The organism is Hominenteromicrobium sp., from assembly GCF_046974225.1.
Taxonomy (GTDB): Bacteria; Bacillota; Clostridia; order Oscillospirales; family Acutalibacteraceae; genus Hominenteromicrobium; species Hominenteromicrobium mulieris.
The window spans coordinates 1-15,469 of sequence record NZ_JBKWAE010000007.1; the positions used below are offsets into that span (position 1 = coordinate 1).

The window sequence follows — 15,469 nt, forward strand, 5'->3', positions numbered from 1 at the left end:
CTGGCAAGGTAAACCTGAAACTCCGCGCCTTCCTCCGGCTGCTCGATCTGCACTTCATCGCCGGAGGACGTGGTGGACAAAGGAAGAACAGAAGCTTTGGAGGCAAGGCTGGCAACCGCAGGGACAAGCTGCGGCACAGTCGATGCGCTTGGGGCAGGCTCCGGCTCGCTTTCCGGCGCGGGGCTGCTTTCAGAGGACGGTTCCCCGGCAGGCTCTGCCGGGGCTTCGGATTCCGCGCTTGCTTCCGGCTGGCTGGAGGAAGCAGCTTCATCTTCCGGCACAGGGGTGGATTCAGGGATTTTCCGAAGAACTGGAGTCGGGCGCTTCCGACTGCGGGACCGGTTCTTCCTGTTCCGGGGTGGCAGGCTGATCCGTATGCTTGGTGATGGCGATGCTGCCGAGAATGACGTCCTCTGTGGCAGTCATGGGGATGCTGTTGTTCTCCAAGGTGAAATTGCCCGGTTCCGCGCCTACCGGGTAGACGGTTTCGTCCAGCAGGTACCCCTCGCTGGGGGAAATTTCACGGATGCTGTAATCCGGTCCGCAGGGGTATTCCTTGGTGGTAAATTTGCCCCCGTTCGCCGTGGTGTAGGTATCCAGCAGGGTTTCGCCTTTGAACAGCCCGTACACAGCGCCATCCAAAGTGGCGTCGCCCTGCGCTTCATATTCGGTACTTCTCGGCTTGTTATGGCCGGAATCTTTTTTCTCCATCTCCACGGTGAATTTCTTCAGGATATTGGAAAAGCTCACGCTGGAGGTCTGGCCGGGGTAGATGGTCACCTGCTGGGAAGCAGGCTGGACGTATTTGTCCGGGGCCTTTTCGGTTACGGTGTAGTTTCCAGCTTGGAGGTTATCCACCTTAATGGTGCCATCCGGCCCCGTTACCACGTCTTTTTCGACGCCGTTGCCGGAGATGTGGAACGGGATTCCCTCGACCTTGCCATCCTCGGAGGTTTTCACAAGCTGCAGGGCGCCTGCCTTGATTTCAAGGGAAAAGCAGCATTTCACCGGCTCGGCGGAGCCTTCCACATCGAAGGTGACCACGTTCTGGTATTCGTCCCGCAGCCAGTATTTCGTGCCGCCTGTGACCACGCCGGGAACAGAGGAAGGCAGCCGCTTTTCGGCGGTAATGGTACCGAATTCGGTTTCGGAGGTGGAGACGTGCAGTTCATTGCCACTGACGGAAAAATCCACGCCCGGATAGCTGACAGCGAAATTCCCCAGCACATTGTTCTCATCCACCAGCGTGGTTTCGTTTTTCCCATTGCTCTCGTTGTATTTGAGGGCGTGGGTATATGCCCCGACCGCGCTTGGATCATCGGTGGCAAAGGACGGGATGGTGTGGTAATTCACGACGTTCTCCCGAAGCTGATAGAAGATGGGCTTCGCGGCGGGGCTGTTGACGGTAAATTCATTGACGATCTGCGTTTCGTACCCGGTCCCCAATTGCTCGTGGGCAATCAGCCAGATGAGGATTTGGGTGGCAATGTACTCGTCGATGGCGCTGCCGCCGTATTTTGTTCCGGTTTCCACGTTGTAGCCCAAGGTCAGGGCGGTGTTGATCATGGATTTCTGCTCGGCGGTAAAAGCGGCGTAATCGTCCGACTGGTCATAACCGATACCCGTGTGTACGCCTACACTGAACTGGATGCAGTAGGCGGTGCGGAAGGCTTTCAGGTCGTTGATCCGCAGTTCGGTGAACTTATTGGAACTGTAGCCGCCAAACGGGGCGGGAAGATTGGAACTGAGGGAATACCCTCTGGTGTTATGGTCGATCATGGAGATGTACCCGTCGTAATCGTAGGAGGCGGCAAAGGCGCTGCTTGGCATAACGCCAATACAGAGCAGTACCGCCATCATCAGGGACAGCAGCCGTTTTAGATGTTTTTTCATGCGATTCTCCTTATTCGTAAAATACAAAAAGGCCCCCGCAGGATGGAGAGAAAATTCTCCATCCCACGGGGGCCAGTGTTCAGATTATCGTTCTTCGCCGTGTTTCCGGCGGTGGTGTTTTTTATGGGGGATTTCTTTTTTTGGCAGTTCCTTCTGAGTGAGCCGGACCGCTTCCAGAACAGGGGCGGTTTCGATCCCGTTCTGCCGGCAGCCGTTCAGGATTCCTTCCAGATAGGCTTTGGAGGGCATGGCGGGGGTATCCTTGTACGGGCTGTTCATGGTGTAAGCCATGATTTCATGCCTGATCCCATCCTGATCTATTACCACAACAGGTTCTTTCCCGTACAGGTAGGGAAAGCCCTCGTAATGGTCCAGATGCCGTTCATCCCGTTCGGAGATCCGCCAGAGGACACCGTCCACATAGCTTCCTTCTTCCGGCAGGATAGTGGCGACGCCATTCCCGCCGCCGTTCATGCAAAAGGCAAGGCGGTACCCTTCCAGCCGGACGGTATCCACCACTTCCGCATCGGGGCAGCGGAAGGCCATCTGGTTTAGGTTCATATTGCTTCCATAGGCAAAATACAGCAGTGTACCAGTTGGCTTTTTGAAATTTTCGGTTTTCATCACCTCCAGTGTTATCGTTCTTGGTTTCGGCGGTTTTGCAGGCTGGGGTATTGGGCTTTGTCATACCGCCATGCCCGGTCGCCGGGGAGGTTCGAGAGCAGATGTTCCCGCACATTTTTGTATTCCGGCCCGATGAGGCCCAGCCGTAAAAGGAAGGTGCGGAAGGTAAAGGCGGGGTTTTCGCTGATCTCGGTTTTCCGCATCACCGTCCGGCTCTGGTTGATGGCCAGCGCGGAGATGGCCAGCGCCAGCGTGATATTTGCCCTGACTTTTCCTGCATGGAGGGTGCTTTCAAAACAGCGCCATTCCAAGGTGCTGCGATAGAACACCGAATGCAGGTTCAGGGCGTAATATCTCGTCCAGTTGTAATGTTCGTAGCTTTCATCCCGCCCGCCGTACCATTCCCGCTTGAGGCGTTCCATGGTGGTATTGGTGGGAAGCTTGCGGATTTTTTCCAGCATGGGTTCCCGCACCTTCTGGCACCAGCGTTCCACCCGGTGTTCATTGACATTGAGGGCTTTGAACAGGATGTCCTCTTTGGAATACATGATGGAGAGGGCGTTTTTCAGGCTCTGTGGGGTATGCTTGGAGGCGTCCACATGGACGTGCATCCCGCAGCTTCCGTTCACGACAGCCCCCGCATGGCGCAGGGCGCGGACAACCTCCTGCAGCTTTCCCATTTCGCTGTATTCCAGCTTGGGGGAATTCATCTCCACCTTGTAGGTGCCATCGCTTATGGGAAGCTGCTGCCGCCCGATCCGATGAGAAGCATGGATGCTGGAGTCGTAGACAAACCGCCACTTTTTGCCCTCGTTGTCTATAACCTCCCACGGATCGTAGGTGCGGGATTCATGTGTCTGGCGGGCCATGGTACCGAACAGGGAAGCCACCGCTTCCGCTGCTTTCTGGCGGGTTAGCCCCGTCATCTCAATCTCGCAGCCGAAGTATTGGTCTTTTAAATCAATCGATGGCGGTCACCTCCCGATGGGCGGCGGCAAGCCGTTTCCCGATGGCTTCCACCACTGTAACGGTCACGCCGTTTCCTGCCTGCTTGTATAGCTGGGCGTCGGATTGGAGAGGCAAAACGATATCAATCCGTTCATCTGCCCATCCCTGCAGCCGCAGGCATTCCCTTGGCGTCAGGCGGCGGATGCGCTTGAGCGGCTCCAAGGTGCCTTGGTCGCTGCTGGCGGTGAGGGTATGGGCGATTTTTCGTCCAACCCTGCCGCGCCGGGTATTTTTCTGAGCAAACGCCAGATTGATGCTGTCGCCGGGATACGCCATTTTGTACCCCTTTTTTGTATTCTCCCTGATGGGCAGGCCCACCTCATACAAACCGGTTTTCCCGCCGAATCCGCCCGTCTGCGCCGCGAGGGTGCAGCTTACCCCTTCCGGGGAGTAGACTCGCTCTCCCTGCGCGCCGGGGCGGATTTGTATAAGAGATGTGCCTGCTGTTTCGGTGAAAGGAAATACTTTTCCTCTGCATCTTTTATTAAGATATCCGATAAGGTACACCCTTTTTCGGGATTGGGGGACTCCGAAATCCTTGCTGTTGAGCACCTGCCATTCCAGACCATACCCCAATCCGTCCAGCGCATGGAGGATGGCCGCAAATGTCCTGCCCCCGTCATGGTTAAGCAGTCCGGGAACATTTTCAAGCAGCAGATACGCAGGTCTTTTTGCCGCAGTCAGCCGGGCAATTTCAAAGAACAGGGTACCTCTTGGATCGTCGAATCCTCCACGGTGTCCAGCAATCGAAAAAGACTGGCAGGGAAATCCGCCGCACAGCAGGTCGAAGTCGGGGATGCCGTTTGGATCGGCTTTTCGGATATCTTCACAAAACCACTCTCCTTTTGTATCGAACAGGGCTTCATAGCTTTGGTTTGCCTTTTCGTCGATTTCGCAATGGCCTACGCAGGTAAACCCTCCGGCGCGGGCGAGCCCTTCCCGGAACCCGCCGATGCCGGAGAACAGGTCAATATATCGTATGGTTTTCTATATCACGCTCCTTTTGAGGGATTTGATGAATCGTTAAAGCACAATCAATGGACATCGCCCCTTTTTCGTGAACTGAAATCTATATGAAAACACCCCCGCAGGCGGCTGAGGCGGTACCTCAGTCCTGTGGGGGTGTTGTTGGTAAGGTTATTCTTCGGTTTCTTCATCTTCAGGGGATTCGTCGGCAGGCTCGGCTTCTTCTTCCTCGTCATCGTCCTGCTCCCAGCTTTCCGGCATGACGTCCTCATCATCCTCGTCGGGGCAGTTCTCGTCGCTGTCATCTCCCTCTGCGGGGATTTCCTCGCCCTCGTTGATTTCCAAACTCTCTGCCGGATTTTCTGCTTCTGTATCATCGGCTTCTCCATAAAATGATCCGGTCAGAGGATTAAACCGATTGGCCCGTGCTTCCTCTTGGGCGGCTCTGGCGGCTTCGAATTCTTCTTCCGCTTCTTCCAGCGCCTGTTCGATCAAACTGATCACGAATTCCTTTTGGGTAAGGCGGCGGTGGTAGTTTTTCTCGTAGTTTTCAAGGTATTCCTTTACCCTCTGGAACAATTCCTCGCTCACCTGAAATGCTAATGTTCTTCCTTTTTCCATGACTTTGACAGCCCCTTTCTCATAGTGCTCCATAATGACCATTTCGATGAATTTGCTGATTGTGCTTTCTGTTTCCCTGATTTCCTCGCTGATGCGATTGTGCAGGTCTAATGGGATTTTGCAGGTGATGCCCTTGGTTTCCATGCTCTGTCGCTCCTTTTTCTTTTCTTTCCCTTTCGGGCAACACAAGCATACTGCAACCCGCCTGATAAAGCTATCACCAAGAGCAACAACCTTTCAGCCAAAGCAGGGCTGACAAACGTCACAACCAACAAGGGCTATGTTTGGGGTTTTCAGCGGCTTGGCCCATCCATTTTCTTTTGCTTTTTGGGGGTGACCGGCTGCATATCCTCAAAGAAATATCCGGCCATCTGCTTCATCCAGTTAAAATCCTGTTCTTCCGGTATTGCAACCGTCAGGACAACGGCGTCTGAAATGCGGCCTTTTCCGTTTTCCCGATAGTATTCCTCAAAGCTGCCCCACCAGCCATCCGCGCCGGTCCTGATTATATCGTCGCGCCCGTCAATGCTGAGGTAATAGCGGGCGGTATCTACGCCGATGGATTTGCCATCTATTTTTTGGAAGGCGTAGATCTTCTCATCGGCATAAATGTCTATGGTCTGCCTTGGGGCAAGGTAAAGCGTCATTGTCCGGTCTGTGTATTCGGGGTATTTCTCATTCGGCTTCTCCAGCAGGACAAGCCGGGCCGCATCGAAGGATTTGGGCGGTTTGTAATCCACGGTGAGGCGTTTGAGCTCGGCCCCTTTGAAATCCTCGAAATACAGGGGATCGCCAAACACAATATGCTTGGGGTTTTTGATTTTGTAGATTTCTTTTCTCATAAGTCGGTTCCTTTCGTTTTAAACAGAGTTAATCTTCTCCCAGCAAGGAACCGAGGAAGCCCATCATCTCCTGCGGGATGGCTTCCTCCGGCTGCTTCACAGGCTGGGAAGGGACAGCTTGAAGTTCTTCCCGCAGTACCCGCCGCAGGGTAGTTTCAAAGGTTTCCTTTTCTTGGCTCTCCAAAATAGCCTGCACCAGAAAGGCGTTTTTCTGCCCGTCCGGCACAGCCTGCAGGATTTCCCAAGCCCTGCGGTGGCGTTTATTCTGGAGGTTGGGGCGGAAACCGAATAGGGGCCTGTTCATCCCTTGCTCACACCGCCCGACAAATGCCCCAAAATCCGCTCGAATCCTTCGGCGTTCACACGGTCGTCTATCAGGGCAAAAGCCCGGCACAGGCCGTCCTGTTCGCTCACGTTGCCTTTAACCACTGCCGCGCCCCCGCCCAGCATGATTACCGGGATGGCTTTCAGGTCAAACCCCGATTCCATGGCTGCCGAGAGAAGCCGTTCGGTGTAGAGGCGGCCCTGCTTTTGGATGATGCTTCGGGCGTCCTCGTCCATGCTGCAGGCTTTTCCAGCCAGCACGCGCTCTACTTGGGCGTCGGTAACGGACAGCCCTACATCCCGGCGGATCTGTTCTTTCGTTTCGTCGATGCAACGGATCATGCCGAGCTCCAAGCTGCGGCAGGTTGAAGCGTTCGGGACGCCGTTGTCCAGCCGCATGAGATCCACCGTCCAGCCGCCGATATCCATGAGCAGAACAGAAGGTTCGTTTTGGATAAGTTCAGGATGGATGGCGATGGCGGAATACCCCTGTGGGAACAGTTTCACATCCTCGATGGTTACTTTGTAGGGGATTCCCTCAAATTTGAAGCACACCGGCTGGGAAGAACGCAGAAGGTATTCCCGGAAGGGCTTTTTCTCACGGCCAAATCCGGCCAGAGGCAGCCCTGCTGCGAGGTTTACGGAACACTCAGCCTTTTCTCCGCGCTGTTTAATCTCTTTGGCGATAGCGGCAAGGGTAAGCAGGTAGTAGTTGTCGTTCTCCATCTTGTTTCGCAGGATGGGCTGCCTGCCCGTCCCGCACACGAAAAACTTCCCGCCGTACTCCAGCGTGTTCTGCAGGGTGTAGGGCTCGTGGGAATATTCTGAGATACCGGCTGGGAAAGAAAAATGCCGGGTTTTGATGGCGTAATAGCCGTGGTCTATGCCGATGTTCATGGTTTTGCTCATCCTTTCTTGACGGTTGTTGAAAACTTGAGGGCTTTGTTTGGGGGCTTAGAGTATGCTTGCTGGAAAGAAATGCTTGTTCTTTCCCAGCTGGTAAGTAATTAGGGGGTGAGGGTGTGGGAGAGGGGGAAAGCGAAAAATCGCTGCGAAAAACCTCCCCGGCGGCCTGCCGGAGAGGTTCTAAAAAAGGGCGCACTACCCCCTTGTATCTTGAGGGCTTAAAATTGGCCCGTTTTAGGGATTCGTCAATCTATCTATGAAACTGCCGGAAACTTCTGCATTTCCGACAACGGGAAAAAAGGGTGGTAAACGCAAAAAAGCGGGGCCTCCGGCCTGAATTTTCAGGCGGAAGCCCCGCATCTGCTCACGAAAAATCTTGATATTGCCATTTTATGGAAAAGGCATCTATGGAAAATCATTTTGGATTTTGCGCTCTAAAAAGCCCGCAAACCCGCATGAATACTGACAAAAACGGGGTGGACATCTAAAGTGTCCACCCCAGATGGTGGAGGAGGGTGGATTCGAACCACCGAAGCTAGAAGCAGCAGATTTACAGTCTGTCCCCTTTGGCCACTCGGGAACTCCTCCATATACAGAGCTGCGTAAACGCAAACTCATATTATAAAAACGGGAAACCCGTTTGTTGCAAGACGAACACACTGCTCGCTTGAGACAATCGTTATTATAATACATCGGTACGCAAAAGTCAACCCTGTTTTTGCGAAAATTTGTGTTTTTTCGCGGGGGAAAGACTTTGCGGTTCTGGTTTGGCTTGACATCATCGCTTTGGGGCGGTATACTGTATTTATTGCGGCAGGAAGCTGCGGGGGCGTTGGAGCGCCGAATCTTGTTTTTATAGGATTAAATTATGCCAGCGGAGGCGCGCGGACTGTATGAGGTTCGTGCGCCTTTTTGATTTTAGGAGGAATCTGCATGAAGACTTTGTATTTTGACTGCGGCATGGGTGCGGCGGGCGACATGCTTTCGGCGGCGCTTTTAGAACTGTTTGACGACAAACGGGCAGTGCTCAACGAGCTGAACGCGCTCGGTATCCCCGGTGTGGAATTTAAGGCGGAAGTGAGCACGAAATGCGGCATCAACGGCACGCATCTTTCCGTTACGGTGAACGGCGAGGAGGAAGAAAGCGCTGACGTGCACGACCACGAACATCACGCTCACGACCATGTACACGAACATGAACATTCTCATGAACATGAGCATCACCACGAGCACGATCACGAACATACGCATGAGCATGAACACGACCACGGGCATCACCACCACAGCAGCATGGCGGATATCGAGCATATCATCGGGCATCTGCCGTTGGCGAATGCGGTGCGTGCAGACGTGATTGCGGTGTATAAGCTCATCGCGGAAGCGGAGAGCCATGCGCATGGCATGCCGATTTCGGAGATCCACTTCCATGAAGTCGGCACAATGGACGCGGTGGCGGACATTACGGCGGCGTGCTTGCTCATCCGCAAGCTTGCGCCGGAGAAGATTGTTGCGTCACCGGTGCATGTAGGCGCGGGAAAGGTGCGCTGTGCACACGGTGTGCTGCCTGTTCCGGCCCCGGCTACGGCGTATATTTTGTGCGACGTGCCGATCTACGGCGGGCGCATTCAGGGTGAGCTCTGCACGCCGACGGGCGCGGCTTTGCTGAAGCACTTTGCGGCAGCGTTCGGCGATATGCCGGTTATGCGCGTGCAGCGCGTGGGTTACGGCATGGGCAAGAAGGACTTTGAAGTGGCAAACTGCGTGCGCGCGATGCTGGGCGAAACCGGCGACGGCGCGGACTCCGTTTACGAGCTGAACTGCAACATCGACGATATGACCGCCGAGACGATTGGCTTTGCGGCGGAGAAGATTCGCGAGGCGGGCGCGGTGGAGGTCTTCACAACCGCCGTTATGATGAAGAAAAACCGCCCCGGCACGCTGCTGACGGTGCTGTGCCGCGAGGCGCAGAAGGAGGCCGTTGTGCAGGCGATTTTCAAACACACGGCGACCATCGGCATCCGCGAGACGCTGTGCCGCCGCTATGTGCTGACCCGCACGGAGGAGACGGTGGAGACCGCCCTCGGTCCGGTGCGCCGCAAGGTGTCTTCCGGCTACGGCGTGCGGCGCGCGAAGTTTGAGCACGATGACCTGGCGGCGCTCGCCGAGAAAAACGGGTTGAGCCTCACGGAAGTGATGGAAAAGATTGATAGATAAAATATAAAGGTTTATGGGCCTCGCGTTTTACGGGGCTCTTTTTCTGTGTGCGGCAAAACTTGCAAAAGTATTGCAAAGGAACTGCAAAAACGGTACGGTTTATATTGAAACAGCGGGGCGGGTGTGGTATGCTCTGGGCGTAGGAAGGTTACACAAAACCGAAAGGAGTATTGGTTATGAAACGGACGTTAAGGACGAAAATCTGGTGTGGTGTGTTGGCAGTTGCGTGCGTCAGCGGCGTGGCCTTTGGCGTTGCAAATTTGCCGCGCGTGCAGGCGGAGGCGATCTCCGGCGGCGTGGAGGTCACGGAGGCACCGGGGAATGAAGCAGTAGTTTCGGAAGAAAGCAAAGCGGAGGTGCCGGAGATCTCTGGAAATCCCGAAATCTCCGAAGTATCTGAAACGGCGGAGGTATCTTCTGCGAAAGAAGAATTTGAATCGCATTTTACAGCGGATGAAAAACTGGATTTCTCCAAGATACCGAAAATCGTTCGCACGGAAGACGGGAGCATTTCAATTGAAAACGGCGACGGCAGTTTTGATGCAGAGAATGACCCGTACTTTTCTGCATCGAGCATTTACGGCGGTAAAAATGTGAAAGCCACGATCAAAGACGTGCATATGTCCAATAAACTTGAATATGGTCTTACGCCAGCGGATAACGACTGCTTTGTTCCGTGGTGGATAAATGGTGGTTACCCGTGGCTGGAGACCTGCGAGCTGAACGAAGACGGCACGCTTTCTTCGCCGCATTATGCGTTTGCGTATGTCACAATCGGCTTTGAGAACACCGGAGATGAAGCGACGGGATTCCTTTCCGGGGAATACGCCATGGGACAGTATGACACAGACGGCTGCCCTTTGGATATATCCGAGTGCACGACCGACAAGCGAGAGCTGATTAACGGCATTGCAGAAGTTCCGATGAATGCGGAAGACCCGAACAAGACCGGGAATATTCTGTTGGAGCCGGGTCAGACAAGAGAGCTTGTCTTCATATATCTTTTGTCTGACGAGAGCGTCTATGTGCGCACAGATGATGAAGCCGCTGAAAGAGACGGTGTGAAAAATTACATTGAGATCGTAGAAAACTACTTTATCGACGCCTATACGGAAACCGATTGCCGATATACAATCGATGTCAACAGCGGTTTGGGCCCGTTTGTGCACTATGACGTGAGCGACATTGTGAATGATTTCTTTACGGAGCACAAATAATTTTGATGGGAAGGCCCGGCTTTTGCCGGGCAGTTTCCTTATGTTTCTGCGGTTTTGCGGAGAAAAAGGAAATTTTCAAATTTTTTCATTTTAGAGTTGACAGAACGGCGCGAAATTGCTATAATATTAAAGCTGTATGACTCATTAGCTCAGTTGGCAGAGCACTTGACTTTTAATCAAGGTGTCCGGAGTTCGAATCTCCGATGGGTCACCAAGCGCGTTTTTACGCGCTATGCGCTGGTGTAGCTCAGTTGGTAGAGCAGCTGATTTGTAATCAGCAGGTCAGGGGTTCGAGTCCGTTCACCAGCTCCAATTGATTAAAACTGAGAACATTTTGTTTTCGCTTTTCTATATATTTATTGAGTTCGGTACGGACTCGAACCCTGAAAGGGTTTCGGCGTTAAGAAAACTTTCCGGTGGAAAGTTTTTAGCCGGAAGCGGCGTAGCAGCTATGCTGTAAGCCGTGAAGACGCGCAAGCGGCTTCGTCCGTTCGCCAGCTCCAGTTGATTAAAATCGAGAACATTTTGTTTTCGTTTCTATATATTGTTTCCGAGTGTTTTGCTTGGCAGCAATAAACAGAACTTGTTTCTGTTTTTATAATATGAGTTTGCGTTTACGCAGCTCTGTATATGGAGGAGTTCCCGAGTGGCCAAAGGGGACAGACTGTAAATCTGCTGCTTCTTGCTTCGGTGGTTCGAATCCACCCTCCTCCACCAGAAAAAAGGACTTTGCATTTTGCAAAGTCCTTTTTTCTGTGAAATAAATTCCTTCGGGATTTGTGAAATATACCTTCGGTATAGTGAAAAAACAACCTACGGTTGTTGTGAAATGCGCTGCGGCGCGTGAGATTTATTTCATTTCACATTTTGCGTCAGCTGCGGGCCTTTGTCAACGTGGTAGGTATTTTGCACAGTGCCCTTGTAATATTGTAGAAATCCGATTATAATATAACCAGAAATTTACTCTTTTAGGGGGAGTTTACCATGATTTTTGAAAATATGGATCGCATTATTTTTGCAGGGGATTCCGTAACGGATATGGGCAGCGCACAGCCGGTGGGCGAGGGCTTGTTTGACAACATGGGTCACGGCTATCCGCGCGTCATCGAGAGCCTTGTGACGGCGACTTACCCGGAGCTGAGCATTCGTTTTACGAACTCCGGCATCAGCGGCAATACGTCGAAAGACCTGCTTGCGCGCTATGAGCGCGACGTGCTTTCCTTGAACCCGCAGTGGGTGTCTATCTGCATCGGCATCAATGATGTGTGGCGGCAGTTTGATTCTCCGGCGCTCACCGATCAGGCGGTCGACCCGGTGGAATATGAAGAAAACCTGCGCACGATGATTGAACAGGCGAAAATGGTTGCGAAGGGCGTTATCGTCTGCACGCCGTACTACATGGAGACGAACAAGAGCGACTTTATGCGTGCCAGAATGCAGGAATATGTGGGCATCTGCGAGCGTCTTGCCGAGGAATACGGCTGCCGTTTTGTAAACTTCCAAGCGGTGTATGACAAGTTTTTGCAGTATAAACACTCTTCGCTCATCGCATGGGACCGCGTGCACCCGAACCAGATCGGCGCGACGCTGATGGCGAAGGAATGGCTCTCGAAGTGCGGATTTGAATACGACCACACGCCGGAGGCGTAAGATTCCATTATAATCTGGGGGAGTTGAAAGCATGAAATTTGGTGTGCAGCTTTACGGCCCGCTCAACAACATGCAGGGCGAGGTTTTGGAAAAGCTTGCTGCGCTTTCCGCGACATCGACGGCAGGCAGGAAGTGGACGTGTACACGATCCCGGTGAACGGCGGCGCGGAAAAGCGACTGACAAAGGGTGGCTTTAACGACGGCCCGGAGTATTCCCCGGACGGAAAGTACATTTGGTATAACGCTGCAAACTCCGGCTTGATGCAGGTTTGGCGCATGGAGCGGGACGGCGGCGAGCAGACGCAGATCACCGAAAACCGGCGGAACAACTGGTTCCCGCATGTATCACCGGACGGAAAACGGGTGGTCTATATTTCCTACGGCCCGGAGCAGCTGGAGCCGCACGAGCACCTGCCAAACATGTCGGTGGAGCTGTGGCTGATGGATGCGGACGGCGAAAATCAGCACAAAATTCTGTCGCTGTTTGGCGGGCAAGGTTCGATCAACGTGAACTCCTGGGCCGGAGACAGCATGCGGTTTGCATTTGTGAGCTACGCGATTTTGGAAGACCCGAAATGACTGACGAGGTGAATAAAAATGATTTTTGAAAATAAAGGCAAAGAGAATACTTTGGAGACGCTGCACATTGCTTTAAACGCTGCGAAGGAGGGCGGAACGACGCTTGTGGTGGCTTCGAGCGCGGGCGACACGCTTATAGAACTCATCAAAATGCAGGAAGAGCTCGGGACAAATGTGCCGATGGTTATGGTGGGGCAGGCGTACGGCTACCCGAAGCAGGGCGTGAACACCATGACGGACGAGCGGCGCGCGGAGTTGACCGCAGCCGGTGTGCATATCATTCATGCCGCGCACGCTTTGAGCGGTGCGGAACGCGGCATCAGTCGTAAATTCAGCGGCGCGTACCCGGTGGAGATTATGGCGCACACGCTGCGCATGTTCGGACAGGGCACGAAGGTTTGCGTGGAGATCGCCATGATGGCGCTGGATAACGGCGCGATTGAGTTTAATAAGCCGGTTGTCTGTGTGGGCGGCTCGGCGCGTGGTGCGGACACCGCGTGTATCATCACGCCGGCGTATACGGCAGACTGCCTTGACACGAAAATTCACGAGATTCTCTGCAAGCCGGGTTTGTATTAAATTATAAAGCAATGACAAAAGCTCTGCACCTGAAATTCGGTGCAGAGCTTTTTGCTGTCTTACATTATCGTTTGCCGCGCTTTTTAGGCAGCTCGCCTGTCCAACGGCGGCTTTGGGGCGCCGGCGGTTGACTCGTTCTGCCGTGCTTTGCGCCGTTTTTGTTTTTACCGTCAAACGGTTTATTGCTGTTTGCGGCGGGCTTTGGGAGAGCAAAACGGGTATCACCGTGGCGGGGGCGCAAAAGGCAGTTTTTGCCTGTGCCAATGAGGTCGCGGCGATTCGCTTTGATGAGCGCTTCCGTGACGAGGTCGTAATTTTTCGGGTCACGGTACTGGATGAGCGCGCGCTGCATCGCTTTTTCGTGCGGGTCTCGCGCGACGTATACAGGCTTCATTGTGCGCGGATCGAGCCCCGTGTAGTACATGCAGGTCGAGATCGTGGACGGGGTGGGGTAGAAGTCCTGCACCTGCTCCGGCATATAGCCGAGGTCGCGCAGATATTCCGCGAGCTTTACGGCGTCCTGTAAGGTGGAGCCGGGATGCGAGGACATGAGGTACGGCACGAGGTACTGGTTGAGGTGCATTTCTTCGTTCAGCTCTTTGTAGCGCTTGACGAAGCGGCGGTAGACAGAATTCTGCGGCTTACCCATCATGCGCAGCACGCCGTCGGAAATATGCTCCGGTGCGACTTTGAGCTGGCCGCTGACGTGGTATTTAACAAGCTCGCGGAAGAACGTTTCGTCTTTGTCATTGATGAGGTAATCGAACCGAATGCCGGAGCGCACAAAGACCTTTTTCACTTTGGGCAATGCGCGCAGCTTGCGCAGGAGGGAAACGTAATCCGTGTGGTCAATCTCCATGTTGGGGCATGGCTCCGGGAACAGGCATTGGCGGTTTTTACACACGCCGACCTTCATCTGCTTTTTGCAGGCGGGCTTGCGGAAGTTTGCCGTGGGGCCGCCGACGTCGTGAATGTAGCCTTTAAAATCGGGATCCTCGGTCATTTTTTTCGCTTCTTCCAAAAGCGATTCGTGGCTGCGGGACTGAATGATGCGGCCCTGGTGGAACGTCAGCGCGCAGAAGCTGCATGCGCCGAAGCACCCGCGGCAGCTGGCAAGACTGAATTTCACTTCTTCAATGGCGGGGATGCCGCCGAGGGCTTCGTAATCCGGGTGATAGGTGCGCGTATAGGGCAGGGCGTAGGTGTCATCCATTTCTTCGGTCGAAAGCGGCATCTGCGGAGGATTCTGCACGACGAACAGGTGATCGTCCGGGTAGGGCTCGACGAGCGTTTTCGCCGTGAACGGGTCGGTGTTGAGATACTGATTGTAAAAGCTTTTCGCGTACAGCTCTTTACTGGTGGAAATCTTATCGAAGCCGGGAAGGTGGAGCACGTCGTCGCCGTCGGGCGCGATGTGCGTTTTATACACGGTACCGCGGATGAACGTGAGCTCCTGCACGGGGATGCCGCTGCGCAGGGCTTCGGCAATCTCGACGATGGAGCGCTCGCCCATGCCATAGGAAATGATATCCGCGCCGGAATCGAGCAGGACGGAGCGCTTCATTTTGTCCGACCAGTAATCATAATGCGCAAGGCGGCGCAGGCTGGCCTCGATGCCGCCGATGATGATGGGCGTTTTCTTAAACGTGCGGCGGATGAGGTTGGAATATACGATGACGGCGTAATCCGGGCGCAGGCCCATTTTGCCGCCGGGGGAGAAAAAGTCGCTGCGGCGGCGCTTTTTGGCGACGGAATAGTGGTTCACCATGGAATCCATATTGCCGGCGGAAACGAGAAAGCCAAGTTTTGGCTCGCCGAGTGTGCACACGCTTTCGGGGTCGCGCCAGTTCGGCTGTGCGATAATGCCGACCGTGAAACCGTTTGCTTCGAGAATGCGGGAGATGATCGCCGTGCCGAACGACGGGTGGTCGACGTAGGCATCGCCGCTGATGTACACGAAATCGAGCTGTTCGATGCCGCGTACCGCCATATCTTCTTTTGAAACAGGCAAAAAAGCCGTTCTGTCTAATTTGTTCATGAAAAGTC

16 protein-coding genes and 4 tRNA genes are annotated in these 15,469 nt (G+C 53.9%); 9 read left to right on the forward strand and 11 right to left on the reverse strand.

The window, feature by feature from the left end; all coding sequences use genetic code 11:
- From ACLTX1_RS06730 to ACLTX1_RS06775, 10 genes are all read right to left on the reverse strand, one after another.
- Positions 1-281 (reverse strand): hypothetical protein (locus ACLTX1_RS06730; protein WP_412330655.1); only part of this gene is annotated, 281 nt, incomplete at its 3' end.
- A 10-nt stretch (positions 282-291) separates the two neighbouring features.
- Entirely contained in the window at positions 292-1,920 is a 1,629-nt protein-coding gene (locus ACLTX1_RS06735; RefSeq protein WP_412330656.1) for a collagen binding domain-containing protein, read from the reverse strand.
- 57 nt (positions 1,921-1,977) lie between these two features.
- Entirely contained in the window at positions 1,978-2,517 is a 540-nt protein-coding gene (locus ACLTX1_RS06740) for a gamma-glutamylcyclotransferase (RefSeq protein ID WP_148485912.1), read from the reverse strand.
- Between the two features lie 11 nt (positions 2,518-2,528).
- Complete coding sequence (locus ACLTX1_RS06745) at positions 2,529-3,482, reverse strand: amidoligase family protein (RefSeq protein WP_148485911.1); 954 nt, start codon at positions 3,480-3,482, stop codon at positions 2,529-2,531.
- A complete protein-coding gene (gene dcm, locus ACLTX1_RS06750; protein ID WP_343284468.1) occupies positions 3,478-4,506 on the reverse strand; it encodes a DNA (cytosine-5-)-methyltransferase in 1,029 nt (342 codons plus the stop codon). The genes ACLTX1_RS06745 and dcm overlap by 5 nt, the downstream gene beginning before the upstream one ends.
- Before the next feature lie 156 nt (positions 4,507-4,662).
- Positions 4,663-5,256 carry a hypothetical protein gene (locus ACLTX1_RS06755; RefSeq protein WP_148485909.1) on the reverse strand — a complete coding sequence of 198 codons (594 nt, stop codon included), beginning with the start codon at positions 5,254-5,256 and terminating at the stop codon, positions 4,663-4,665.
- A 149-nt stretch (positions 5,257-5,405) separates the two neighbouring features.
- Complete coding sequence (locus tag ACLTX1_RS06760; RefSeq protein WP_148485908.1) at positions 5,406-5,954, reverse strand: hypothetical protein; 549 nt, start codon at positions 5,952-5,954, stop codon at positions 5,406-5,408.
- A gap of 28 nt (positions 5,955-5,982) precedes the next feature.
- The gene (locus ACLTX1_RS06765) at positions 5,983-6,258 is read right to left on the reverse strand and encodes a plasmid segregation centromere-binding protein ParR (RefSeq protein ID WP_412330657.1); all 276 of its coding nucleotides are present in this window, start codon (positions 6,256-6,258) and stop codon (positions 5,983-5,985) included.
- A complete protein-coding gene (locus ACLTX1_RS06770; RefSeq protein WP_412330658.1) occupies positions 6,255-7,175 on the reverse strand; it encodes a ParM/StbA family protein in 921 nt (306 codons plus the stop codon). The genes ACLTX1_RS06765 and ACLTX1_RS06770 overlap by 4 nt, the downstream gene beginning before the upstream one ends.
- A 512-nt stretch (positions 7,176-7,687) precedes the next feature.
- Positions 7,688-7,772 (reverse strand) — tRNA-Tyr (locus ACLTX1_RS06775).
- Positions 7,773-8,117: 345 nt separating this feature from the next.
- Here ACLTX1_RS06775 and larC point away from each other — a divergent pair.
- The 9 genes from larC (at position 8,118) to ACLTX1_RS06820 (ending at position 13,423) form a co-directional block, all read left to right on the forward strand.
- Positions 8,118-9,398, forward strand: a complete 1,281-nt coding sequence (larC, locus tag ACLTX1_RS06780; RefSeq protein WP_412330659.1) for a nickel pincer cofactor biosynthesis protein LarC — start codon at positions 8,118-8,120, stop codon at positions 9,396-9,398.
- Positions 9,399-9,574: 176 nt separating this feature from the next.
- Entirely contained in the window at positions 9,575-10,615 is a 1,041-nt protein-coding gene (locus ACLTX1_RS06785) for a hypothetical protein (protein ID WP_412330660.1), read from the forward strand.
- A gap of 138 nt (positions 10,616-10,753) precedes the next feature.
- Positions 10,754-10,829: transfer RNA gene (locus tag ACLTX1_RS06790), tRNA-Lys, on the forward strand.
- 22 nt (positions 10,830-10,851) lie between these two features.
- Positions 10,852-10,927, forward strand: a tRNA-Thr gene (locus ACLTX1_RS06795).
- 320 nt (positions 10,928-11,247) lie between these two features.
- A tRNA-Tyr gene (locus ACLTX1_RS06800) sits at positions 11,248-11,332 on the forward strand.
- Positions 11,333-11,599: 267 nt separating this feature from the next.
- Entirely contained in the window at positions 11,600-12,265 is a 666-nt protein-coding gene (locus tag ACLTX1_RS06805) for an SGNH/GDSL hydrolase family protein (protein ID WP_343284191.1), read from the forward strand.
- A gap of 31 nt (positions 12,266-12,296) precedes the next feature.
- The gene (locus ACLTX1_RS06810) at positions 12,297-12,422 is read left to right on the forward strand and encodes a hypothetical protein (protein ID WP_308448089.1); all 126 of its coding nucleotides are present in this window, start codon (positions 12,297-12,299) and stop codon (positions 12,420-12,422) included.
- Positions 12,404-12,844, forward strand: a complete 441-nt coding sequence (locus ACLTX1_RS06815; protein ID WP_412330661.1) for a TolB family protein — start codon at positions 12,404-12,406, stop codon at positions 12,842-12,844. The genes ACLTX1_RS06810 and ACLTX1_RS06815 overlap by 19 nt, the downstream gene beginning before the upstream one ends.
- Before the next feature lie 18 nt (positions 12,845-12,862).
- Positions 12,863-13,423, forward strand: a complete 561-nt coding sequence (locus tag ACLTX1_RS06820; RefSeq protein WP_412330662.1) for a hypothetical protein — start codon at positions 12,863-12,865, stop codon at positions 13,421-13,423.
- A gap of 64 nt (positions 13,424-13,487) precedes the next feature.
- On the opposite strand, the gene ACLTX1_RS06825 is transcribed toward ACLTX1_RS06820, so the two are convergent.
- A complete protein-coding gene (locus ACLTX1_RS06825) occupies positions 13,488-15,461 on the reverse strand; it encodes a YgiQ family radical SAM protein (protein ID WP_412330663.1) in 1,974 nt (657 codons plus the stop codon).
- Between the last annotated feature and the right edge of the window lie 8 nt (positions 15,462-15,469).